Origin of the sequence: Cronbergia sp. UHCC 0137 (assembly GCF_034932285.1) — a bacterium.
GTDB lineage: Bacteria > Cyanobacteriota > Cyanobacteriia > Cyanobacteriales > Nostocaceae > Cronbergia.
Map to the genome: position 1 here is coordinate 1 of NZ_JAYGHC010000071.1, position 10874 is coordinate 10874.

Sequence of the window (10874 nt, forward strand, 5' to 3'; positions counted from 1 at the left end):
AATTTCTGCATGATTATTCTGGTCTTTTTTACTAATTGCTGTTACCAACATTTCTAAATATTTGGGATTTCTTAAATCAAATTCATCAATCCATTCCTTATATAAAGGTAAAGCTTCCCTTTCACCAGTTTTACAATCTTTATCAACCTTCCAAGTTAAATCTGTATTTTCATCACTCAACCACCAATCAATATGAGGATTAACAAAAAGCTCCCTGGGACGTAAACCGAAAACTGCCAACATTCCATAAGTCCAACGCCAAAGTTGCCAGCTATCTTTGACATCTTGATTAACTTGCTTACCTCGATTATTCAGATATTCATCAAACTTGTAAAATCCAGTAACTATTTCCTTATCTGTAGGAACATTCCGAGAATTACTTTCAGGAACTTTAGAATAATTAGTTAAATTAATATCAATTTTGAAAATTTGACAAAATACAGAAATAGCCCTCACCGCATTATATTTAGCCCATTCTTTATCTATTTTCTCAATGGCATTAATTAAAACTGCTTCATTTGCTAAATTATCAGCATTTGTATAACGCTTAATTCGAGAATAATAATAGAAAAAAGTATGTTCACTTTTAGTAGTGCGTTTATGGGTTTTAAAATATTCATCCTCAAACCTTGCTAATAACTCACCAATAGTGCGTAAATCTTTTTTAATGGACTCATTTCCCAAATATTTATCATTCCAAACAAAGGTTTTTCTAGCAATTAACTTTCCTAATTCATAAGCTTCTTCTTCAGCCGTTTTCAGTCCATTGAAGTTAGCTGGAATATTCAAGGTGATATTGTATTGTTTTCTTCCCGTTCCCCTTGTATCCTGATCTCCGGGTTTAATGGGTAAAGTTGCCCGTAATTGCAGACATCTATTTGATTCTCGAATTGTTACTCTTGTCTTTGCAGACTTCAGACGCAGATTTACTTGTTCTAATTCTAGTGCTAAATTCGTTGTCATATCTTCTCTTGGTTGTAGCGATCGCACAGCAAAAATGTACAATGGAGATGCAGCCCTAAGCCTCACTGTGTTTATTCATTGCTGTCTGTTTAGCCTATATTTAGCCTAAAAATAAATGTGTCATCTACAAACATAGTTTATCGCTGACATTGCTCTCTGCAAACATGACGCGGTTAAAAGCCATTAAATCATCAAAAGGAATACTCCGGCCCTTATCACGGTTACGACGGATTCGCTATCTTTGCTCGTGACATGGATTTGGCACTCAATAGCCCAACTTGGGGACTAATTGGCGCTCCCTGGAATAAAAAGGCTCAAGCTAAAGCTAAGGCTAAAGCAGCAGTCTAGGGACATACCAAAGAGTAGGGGAGTAGCCTGGGGTGTTTACCCCAGGGGAGTAGGGAATCCAAAATTCAAAATTAAAAATTCAAAGTCTTGGATTTTGCATTCTGAATTTTGAAGGATATTCCCTATTTCAACCCACGGGAAAAACCCCCACATCTACCATTTCATTAAAAATTACAGCAAGCTTGGAGTTACTGAAATGCCACAAAATCCAGAAAAAATTCAAGACCACGTTGAGTTATTTCACCAGCCAGAATACCAACAACTGTTTGAAAATAAAAGACAGTTTGAAAATGGTCACGACCCCGCAGAAGTAACACGGGTTGCTGAATGGACAAAGACTTGGGAATATCGTGAAAAGAACTTTGAACGTACTGCTTTGACTGTTAACCCAGCTAAGGGTTGTCAGCCTTTGGGCGCTATGTTCGCGGCTGTTGGTTTTGAAGGTACTCTTCCCTTCGTTCAAGGTTCTCAAGGTTGTGTGGCTTACTTCCGTACCCACTTAACCCGTCACTACAAAGAACCATTTTCCGGCGTTTCTTCTTCAATGACTGAAGACGCTGCTGTGTTCGGTGGTCTGCAAAACATGATCGATGGTTTGGCTAACTCCTACAGCCTTTACAAGCCAAAAATGATCGCTGTCTGCACCACCTGTATGGCAGAAGTTATCGGTGATGACTTACAGTCATTCATTGGTAACGCTAAGGAAGCTGGTTCTGTTCCTCAAGATTTCCCAGTACCTTTTGCTCACACTCCTAGTTTCGTTGGTTCCCACATCACTGGTTACGACAACATGATGAAGGGAATCCTGACTACTTTAACCGCAGGTCAGAAGAAAGCCAAGAGCAACGGTAAAATCAACTTCATTCCTGGTTTTGATACCTATGTAGAAAACAACCGCGAAATCAAGCGGATTGCTAATTTGATGGGTATTGACTATACTCTGTTATCTGATAACAGTGATTATGTTGATTCACCCAACACTGGTGAATTTGATATGTACCCAGGTGGTACTAAGTTAGAAGATGCAGCAGATTCTATCAATGCTAAGGCTACTGTTGCTCTCCAAGCTTATTCCACAACTAAGACCCGTGAATACATTGCTAAGGAATGGGGTCAAGACGTTTGTGTTTCTCGTCCTTGGGGTATCAAGGGAACTGACGAGTTCTTGATGAAACTCAGCGAATTGACTGGTAAAGCTATTCCTGAAGAGTTGGAAATTGAACGTGGTCGTGCTGTTGACGCAATGACAGATTCCCACTCTTGGTTACATGGTAAGCGTTTCGCTATCTATGGTGATCCTGACCTGGTTTACAGTGTGGTCGGTTTCATGTTGGAAATGGGTGCTGAACCTGTACATATCTTGGTTCACAACACCAATGAAGTATTCGAGAAAGAACTTCAAGCTTTGTTAGATTCTAGTGTGTTTGGTAAGACCGCTAAAATCTGGGGTGGTAAGGATCTTTGGCACATGAGATCGTTGTTGTTTACTGAACCAGTAGATTTACTAATTGGTAATTCCTACGGTAAGTACCTGTGGCGCGATTGTAAGGTTCCCCTTGTGAGAATCGGTTATCCTATCATGGATCGTCACCACTACCACCGCTACGCTACTGTTGGTTATAAAGGTATTATCAACCTCCTCAACTGGATTGTGAATACAATCTTTGAAGATATCGACCAACACACCAACATTGCTTCTAAGACCGATATTTCTTACGATTTGATTCGTTAGGAATGTCTAGGGGCGGGGTTTTCCCTGTCCTAATCGTCAGGTGCGTCAGATGTTAAACGTCTGTTATTGATGAATTATTGGGTCTGACGCACCCTACTAAAACTACTAATGAAAAATCATCTAATTTAGTGGTGTGGTAGGGGTTTAGCACTGCTAAACCCTTACATCTATATATTCAGGATGGGTATATTTTTCAAGTTTCGAGTTCCAAGCTCCAAGTTTTGAGTTCCAAGCTCCAAGTTTCGAGTTCCAAGCTCCAAGTTTCGAGTTCTAAGCTCCAAGTTTCGAGTTCCAAGCTCCAAGTTTCGAGTTCCAAGCTCCAAGTTTTGAGTTCTAAGCTCCAAGTTTTGAGTTCTAAGCTCCAAGTTTCGGGGTCTAAGCTCCAAGTTTTGAGTTCCAAGCTCCAAGTTTCGTGTTTAGATGTTTATCGCATTTACCTGGGGTATTTATTATGAGTTCAGTTCCTCATTCTCATCCTCAGCCTAGTTATCACCCACCGAAGGCGGGGGGTTCTTTTGATATTTTACGTCCGTTGCGATCGCTCTTAGATCGCATTCAGGTTAAAAATTCTCGCTTTGCTCATCGAATTTGTCAAGTAATTCCTTGCTGTTGTCCTTTTGAGCGAGATATTCAGGTATTTGGTCGGACTTTTCATATTCCGGCTTTATGTAAATTGAATCCTCTGTATGATGAGGTTGTGGCTTTGCGTTTTCGGGCTTTGTCTTATCTTGTTGATGAATGTGGGGAAGATATCACAAGGTATATTTGCTAGGATTTTTTTCACGCAGAGGCGCGGAGGCAAGCCAGTGTGTTGGGCGGGTTTCCCGACTTGTAGCAACTGGCGCGCAGAGAGAAGAAAGATAAATAGATGTCTTTTTTTTATGTTTATCTGTGTGAATATTATGTGAAGAAGATTTTTGCCTAAATCCTGTTAGATATTTATTCTATTGAGTAAGAGAAATGAAAATTACCCAAGGCAAAATTAATGAGTTACTTAGTGAGTCGGGGTGTGAACATAATGAAAAGAAACAGGGGGAAAAGAAAAATAAGTCTTGCACTCAACAGGCTCAACCTGGTGCTGCTCAAGGGGGTTGCGCTTTTGATGGGGCGATGATCGCTTTAGTACCAATTACTGATGCTGCTCATTTGGTACATGGTCCGATCGCTTGTGCTGGTAATTCTTGGGGGAGTCGTGGTAGTCTGTCTTCTGGTCCGATGCTCTACAAGACTGGCTTTACTACTGATGTGGGCGAAAATGATGTAATTTTTGGTGGGGAAAAGAAGTTATATAAGGCAATTTTGGAGGTTAAGGAACGTTATAATCCGGCGGCTATTTTTGTCTATTCTACCTGTGTTACTGCTTTAATTGGTGATGATATTGATGCTGTTTGTAAGGTGGCTAAGGAGAAATTTGGGATTCCAGTTATTCCGGTGATTGCTCCTGGTTTTATTGGTAGTAAAAATCTAGGTAATCGTTTTGGTGGTGAGGCTTTGTTGGATTATGTGATTGGCACTGCTGAACCTGAATATACTACTCCTTATGATATTAATTTAATCGGTGAGTACAATATTGCTGGGGAAATGTGGGGGGTTTTACCTTTATTTGAAAAGTTAGGGATTCGGGTTTTATCGAAAATTACGGGAGATGCTCGTTATCAAGAAATTTGTTATGCTCACCGCGCTAAGTTGAATGTGATGATCTGTTCACGAGCGCTGTTAAATATGGCTCGAAAAATGGAGGAACGTTATGATATTCCTTACATTGAGGAGTCTTTTTACGGTATTGATGATATTAATAGTTGTCTGCGAACTATTGCTGCTAAGTTGGGTGATGCAGATTTGCAAGAACGGACGGAAAGATTGATTGCTGAAGAAACTGCGGCTTTGGATCTTGCTCTTGCTCCCTATCGCGATCGCCTCCGTGGTAAAAGAGTGGTTCTATATACTGGTGGTGTGAAAAGTTGGTCTATTATCTCCGCAGCTAAGGATTTGGGGATTGAAGTTGTGGCGACCAGTACCAGAAAAAGCACTGAGGAAGATAAGGCTAAAATTAAGCGACTTCTGGGTAATGATGGCATTATGTTGGAAAAGGGTAATGCTCAAGAGTTACTCCAATTAGTTAGAGATACTAACGCAGATATGCTTATCGCTGGGGGTCGAAATCAATATACGGCTCTCAAGGCTCGTATTCCCTTTTTGGATATTAATCAAGAGCGTCATCATCCCTATGCGGGTTATGTGGGAATGGTGGAAATGGCGCGGGAGTTATATGAGGCTCTTTACAGTCCTGTTTGGGATCAGGTTCGTAAGCCGGCTCCTTGGGATTAATTGTCTGATATGGCTAACGCCACGCTACGCGAACAGGATATCCAGGATTAAAGGATTTACAGGATTAATTTATTTCTGTCATTACGAGGCTCAAATCCTTAATTGTCTGAATCAGGATATCCAGGATTAAAGGATTTACAGGATTAATTTATTTCTGTCATTACGAGACTTCCGACGCAATCTCAAATCCTCATTCCTCTGTGTTCTCTGTGCCTCTGTGGTTAGTTAATCCGGGTAATTTATTTTTTGGAAGTCCCCGAAAAGTCAAAAATTAGAGCAGTATATTATGGCGATTGTTGATAGTTCTAATAAATCAGTTACAGTTAATCCTTTAAAGCAGAGTCAGGCTTTGGGTGCGGCTTTGGCTTTTTTGGGGTTAAAGGGAACTATGCCTTTATTTCATGGTTCTCAAGGTTGTACAGCTTTTGCTAAAGTGGTTTTAGTGCGTCACTTTCGGGAAGCGATTCCTTTAGCTACTACAGCTATGACCGAGGTGACAACGATTTTGGGGGGTGAGGAGAATGTTGAGCAAGCGATTCTCACTTTGGTGGAAAAAGCCCAACCAGAAATTATTGGTTTGTGTACGACTGGTTTGACGGAAACACGCGGTGATGATATAGAGGGTTTTTTAAAAGAAATTCGTAAACGTCATCCAGAACTTGACCATTTAGCGATCGCTTTCGCACCCACTCCCGATTTTAAAGGGGCTTTACAAGATGGTTTTGCATCTGCGGTGGAAAGTATTGTTAAAGAAATTCCCAAAGCGGGGGGAATTAAGCCGGAACAAGTCACAATTTTGGCTGGTGCAGCTTTCACTCCTGGGGATGTCCAAGAAGTCCGGGAAATCGTCACATCTTTTGGATTAGAACCGATTTTTGTTCCTGATTTAGGCGCTTCTTTAGATGGTCATTTGGAAGATGAATATAGCGCGGTGACGGTAAGCGGGACAACCCTAAAACAGTTGCGTTCTTTGGGAAGTTCGGCCTTTACTCTGGCTTTGGGTGAAAGTATGCGCGGTGCAGCCAAGATTCTGCAAGAGCGTTTTGGAACATCCTTTGAGGTGTTTCGAGATTTGACCGGTTTAGAACCTGTGGATGAGTTTCTCCAAGCCCTTTCCGTGTTGAGTGGTAATCCAGTTCCCGAAAAATATCGCCGTCAACGTCGTCAATTACAAGATGCGATGTTAGATACACACTTTTATTTTGGTGCAAAACGGGTATCTTTGGCCTTAGAACCGGATTTGTTGTGGACAACGGTACAGTTTTTGCAATCAATGGGAGCGCAAATCCATGCTGCTGTCACCACAACGCGATCGCCTTTACTTGAACATCTCCCCTTCAAAACTGTGACTATTGGCGATTTAGAAGATTTTGCACAATTAGCAGTAGGTAGCGATTTGCTAGTTGGTAACTCTAACCTGAGAGCGATCGCTCAAAACCTCTCCATCCCCCTCTATCGTCTCGGAATCCCCATTTATGACCGCTTAGGTAATGGTCAATTTACCAAAGTCGGTTATCGCGGCACAATGGAACTTTTATTTGGGATGGGAAACCTCTTTTTAGAAGCCGAGGAATCATTAATTATGAGAGAATTTCCACCCCTAAAAAGCACGTCTAATTAATAATCCAGTCCCCCTCCTCGCTTGCGGGGAGGGGCTAGGGGTGGGGTTTTAGATTATGGGACAAACGAATAATTTACCTCTAAACCAATAAAGGACAAATGAAAGTGAAAATAGCCTTCACCACAACAGACAGAATTCATATTAACGCTCACTTTGGTTGGGCTAAAGAAATAGATGTCTATGAAATTTCTGATGAAGGATACCAATTCATCGAAACTCTGAAGTTTGAAGGTGAACTCAAAGAAGACGGTAACGAAGATAAAATTACACCCAAACTTGAATCACTCCATGATTGTACAATAGTTTATGTTGTTGCAATTGGTGGAAGTGCAGCCGCTCGTTTAATTAAAAAAGGTGTAACACCCGTCAAAGCCAAATCAGAAGAAGAAAAAATTGAAGATGTACTCAATAAATTAGTCAAAACCCTCAAAGGGAATCCTCCACCTTGGCTGCGTAAAGCTCTCCAAAAAAACAAGCCAAACTTTGCAGATGAAATAGAAAACGAAGCAGCAGTATGAACCAAAATAACGGTGTAAACGCCACCCCTACAACCACAGAAATCACCTCACCTTTCCTCAAAACATTAGTCCAACAAATCCGCGCTCAAGATAGCTATGGCTTTTACCGGAGTTGGTCTGATGAATTGATGCTTAAACCCTTCGTTGTTACCAAACAAAAAAAACGAGAAATTTCCGTTGAAGGTGAAGTAGATCCAGCAACTCAGTCACGCATCAACGCCTTTTTCCGTGCTGTAGCCGCCAGCATTGAAAAAGAAACAGGATTAATTTCTAATGTTGTAGTTGATTTAAGTCATGAAGGATTTGGTTGGGCGTTAGTCTTTTCTGGTCGTTTATTGTTAGCTGTCAAAACCTTACGTGATGCTCATCGTTTCGGTTTCGATTCCATCGAAAAGCTAACAGAAGAAGGCGAAAAATTCACCCAAAAAGGCATTGAATTAGCCAAACAATTCCCCGAAGTTGGCAAAATTTAACGCCAGATATTTTCCCACAAAATGTAGAGACGTTCCATGGAACGTCTCTACACAACACCCACCAATTATTCGTTCACGATTACCAACTACTCATTTACCACCGCTAATTAACGTGAGTTGCTAGTTAAGTAAAATGTCTGATAGCGCAGCGTGGCGTAGCCATATCAGGATGTCCAGGATTAGAGAATTTGCAGGATTAAAACACAATACAGTTGAGTTAAAAATTTGTTCTTTTTGTTTCTCTGTGTCCTCTGCGCCTCTGCGGTTCGTTTAAAAAAGAATTTCGGGCTTCAGCGAACCTTGTTAACCAGCCTTAACTAGATAACTAGCAACTTGAGTTAATTATTCGTTCACCACCGCTAACTACTCGTTCACCACCCATCACCAATTAATGACAATAGACGAACTGCAAGGAAAGATTAGAAAGCTAAACAGTAAAGCCGGTCAAATGAAAATGGATCTGCATGATTTAGCTGAAGGACTACCCACAGATTACAAAAAACTTATGGATGTTGCCGCAGAAACCTATGAAATCTACCGCCAGTTAGATGAAATGAAGCAACAACTAAAACAGATGGAGAACAGCAAATGAATAGAACCATTGAACAATTCAGAACCCTCGTAGACACAGAAGAATTTTTGATCTTCTTTGAATTACCCTACGATCAAACATTCGTAAACATTAATCGTTTACACATTTTGAAAAAGTTTTCCCAATACATCAAAGAAATTGATGATAATTCCTCTGCACTCACAGACGCAGAAAAATTAAATCAATATTCTTTAGCTTTGCAAAAAGCTTATCAGGTTTTTGTTGAATCAACACCCCACGAACAAAAGCTGTTCAAAGTGTTTAACGATAAGCCTAAAAATGTAGTCACGCTGACAGAAATTACATCTGATTAGGAGGTAAAAATTGATCAACCTAACGCCTACCGAATTAGAACGCTATAGTCGCCAAATGATGCTCCCTAACTTTGGCGAAGTAGCTCAAAAACGCCTGAAATCTGCGACAGTTTTGGTAACAGGTGTGGGGGGATTAGGTGGTACAGCCGCGCTTTATTTAGCAGCAGCAGGTGTGGGAAAACTAATCTTAGTCCGGGGTGGTGACTTGCGGCTAGATGACATGAATCGTCAAGTTCTCATGACAGACGATTGGGTAGGTAAGCCAAGAGTATTGAAAGCGAAAGAAACTCTGGACGCAATGAATCCTCATGTCCAAGTGGAAGCAATTCATGATTACATCACCCCAGAAAATGTAGACGCATTAGTACAATCGGCGGATATGACTCTAGATTGCGCCCACAACTTCACCGAGCGCAACTTGTTAAACGCCGCCTGTGTGCGATCGCGTAAGCCAATGGTAGAAGCCGCAATGGATGGTATGGATGCTTACATAACAACCATTATTCCTGGGGTAACGCCTTGTTTATCCTGTCTGTTTCCCGAAAAACCAGATTGGGACCGACGTGGTTTTTCAGTTCTGGGGGCTGTTTCTGGGACACTGGCTTGTCTAACTGCTCTGGAAGCAATTAAGTTAATTACTGGTTTTAGTCAACCTTTGTTATCAGAATTGTTGACAATTGACCTAAATCGGATGGAATTTGCTAAACGTCGTTCTCAGCGCGATCGCAATTGTCCAGTATGCGGTAATACAGCACCTTGGCGATACTCCCAATCCCAATCTGTAACGGTGTAAAACCCCACATCTAAATATCAAAATAATCGCCACAAATCAGGAGATGTGATGACTGTTACTTTAACCGAAAAAGCAGAATTTCGTCTATGGGCTTTTTTAAGAGGTTCTGCAACCGACGAATCTAATAGCTCCACTAAAAAAGGTGTCCGCATCTCTGTTAAAAGCGGTGGTTGCAGTGGCTATGAATATGGCATTGATATTACCAGCAAACCCCAACCAGATGATCTAGTAATTCAACAAGGTAATGTATTGATTTACTTAGATGCTAAAAGTGCGCCGTTATTAGAAGGTGTAGTTGTCGATTTTGTTGAGGGAGTAATGGATAGCGGCTTCAAATTCACTAACCCCAATGCAACTGACACCTGTGGTTGCGGAAAGTCTTTTAAAACAGATGATGGTACACCTACAGGCGTACCTTGCAGCTAAAACAATTCAAATGTAGGAAGTTATTTCTTTTGAATTGCTTAGGTAGACTTTTCAACATTCAGAAAAACCAATCCTATTAAAGTTTGAGGAGAATCGGAAAATGGCTGTTTATCAAGTAAGACTGCTCAACAAAAAACTAGACCTCGACACCACCATTGAGTGTGATGAAGATACCACAATCTTAGAAGCAGCAGAAGAAGCAGGTATTGAATTACCCTTCTCTTGTCACTCCGGTTCCTGCTCTAGCTGTGTGGGCAAAATTGTGGAAGGTGAAGTTGATCAATCTAACCAAATCTTCTTAGATGACGAGCAAATGGAAAAAGGTTTCGCTCTATTATGCGTTACCTATCCCCGTTCTAACTCTACAATCAAAACCCATCAAGAACCTTACCTCGCTTAATGTTTTGATGCTTTAATTTAAACTAAGATGGAGGATGTTCAATATCCTTCATCTTTTCATCATTTATCTTGATCTAACAATGTTTACTCCTTTTCATGTTTCAGGTTGTTCGTTGGAATTACTAAAACCCGGAGAGCAAGGAATTGTTGCTGTCTGTAAAACCCAAGATGAAAATATTCGGAAAAAATTAATATTAATGGGAATAAAAACCGGAAGTTCTATTATTTTAGAACAAAATTTTCCTTCCTTAATTATTAAAGTTGATTATATATCAATGACCATAGAGCGAGAAATAGCCCGCGCCATTTATGTGCGTATTATTCAATAAGGATTCTACCTTGATTTAAGGATGATAGATTTTATCTC

The 10874-nt window shown here is 40.6% G+C and carries 13 protein-coding genes and 1 pseudogene; 13 read left to right on the forward strand and 1 reads right to left on the reverse strand.

Annotation, left to right across the window (positions count from 1 at the left end; genetic code table 11):
• Positions 1 to 963, reverse strand: a 963-nt coding sequence (locus tag VB711_RS23780; RefSeq protein WP_323288899.1) for a site-specific integrase, incomplete at its 3' end; no start/stop codon positions are given.
• Between the two features lie 189 nt (positions 964 to 1152).
• Here VB711_RS23780 and VB711_RS26555 point away from each other — a divergent pair.
• From VB711_RS26555 to VB711_RS23845, 13 genes and pseudogenes are all read left to right on the forward strand, one after another.
• A pseudogene (locus tag VB711_RS26555) lies at positions 1153 to 1311 on the forward strand (nitrogenase molybdenum-iron protein alpha chain); the annotation flags it as partial.
• A gap of 196 nt (positions 1312 to 1507) precedes the next feature.
• On the forward strand, positions 1508 to 3043 hold the full coding sequence (nifK, locus tag VB711_RS23790) for a nitrogenase molybdenum-iron protein subunit beta (RefSeq protein WP_323288860.1): 1536 nt from the start codon (positions 1508 to 1510) through the stop codon (positions 3041 to 3043).
• 451 nt (positions 3044 to 3494) lie between these two features.
• Positions 3495 to 3815, forward strand: coding sequence for a Mo-dependent nitrogenase C-terminal domain-containing protein (locus tag VB711_RS23795; protein ID WP_323288861.1), 321 nt, complete (start codon positions 3495 to 3497; stop codon positions 3813 to 3815).
• Between the two features lie 188 nt (positions 3816 to 4003).
• Positions 4004 to 5371 (forward strand): nitrogenase iron-molybdenum cofactor biosynthesis protein NifE, encoded by a 1368-nt coding sequence (gene nifE / locus VB711_RS23800; protein ID WP_323288862.1) that lies wholly within the window; start codon positions 4004 to 4006, stop codon positions 5369 to 5371.
• Between the two features lie 286 nt (positions 5372 to 5657).
• Positions 5658 to 6992: a nitrogenase iron-molybdenum cofactor biosynthesis protein NifN gene (gene nifN / locus VB711_RS23805; protein ID WP_323288864.1), complete on the forward strand. Its 1335-nt coding sequence runs from the start codon at positions 5658 to 5660 to the stop codon at positions 6990 to 6992.
• Positions 6993 to 7090: 98 nt separating this feature from the next.
• Positions 7091 to 7510, forward strand: a complete 420-nt coding sequence (gene nifX / locus VB711_RS23810) for a nitrogen fixation protein NifX (RefSeq protein WP_323288865.1) — start codon at positions 7091 to 7093, stop codon at positions 7508 to 7510.
• Entirely contained in the window at positions 7507 to 7983 is a 477-nt protein-coding gene (locus VB711_RS23815; RefSeq protein WP_323288866.1) for a NifX-associated nitrogen fixation protein, read from the forward strand. Before nifX ends, VB711_RS23815 begins: the two co-directional genes overlap by 4 nt.
• Before the next feature lie 391 nt (positions 7984 to 8374).
• The gene (locus tag VB711_RS23820) at positions 8375 to 8575 is read left to right on the forward strand and encodes a CCE_0567 family metalloprotein (RefSeq protein ID WP_323288867.1); all 201 of its coding nucleotides are present in this window, start codon (positions 8375 to 8377) and stop codon (positions 8573 to 8575) included.
• The gene (gene nifW, locus VB711_RS23825) at positions 8572 to 8889 is read left to right on the forward strand and encodes a nitrogenase-stabilizing/protective protein NifW (RefSeq protein ID WP_323288868.1); all 318 of its coding nucleotides are present in this window, start codon (positions 8572 to 8574) and stop codon (positions 8887 to 8889) included. The genes VB711_RS23820 and nifW overlap by 4 nt, the downstream gene beginning before the upstream one ends.
• Before the next feature lie 10 nt (positions 8890 to 8899).
• Complete coding sequence (locus VB711_RS23830) at positions 8900 to 9682, forward strand: HesA/MoeB/ThiF family protein (RefSeq protein WP_323288869.1); 783 nt, start codon at positions 8900 to 8902, stop codon at positions 9680 to 9682.
• A 48-nt stretch (positions 9683 to 9730) separates the two neighbouring features.
• Positions 9731 to 10108: an iron-sulfur cluster assembly accessory protein gene (locus VB711_RS23835; RefSeq protein ID WP_323288871.1), complete on the forward strand. Its 378-nt coding sequence runs from the start codon at positions 9731 to 9733 to the stop codon at positions 10106 to 10108.
• 100 nt (positions 10109 to 10208) lie between these two features.
• Positions 10209 to 10508, forward strand: a complete 300-nt coding sequence (locus VB711_RS23840; protein WP_323288873.1) for a 2Fe-2S iron-sulfur cluster-binding protein — start codon at positions 10209 to 10211, stop codon at positions 10506 to 10508.
• A gap of 34 nt (positions 10509 to 10542) precedes the next feature.
• Complete coding sequence (locus tag VB711_RS23845) at positions 10543 to 10836, forward strand: FeoA family protein (protein ID WP_416233612.1); 294 nt, start codon at positions 10543 to 10545, stop codon at positions 10834 to 10836.
• Positions 10837 to 10874 lie beyond the last annotated feature (38 nt).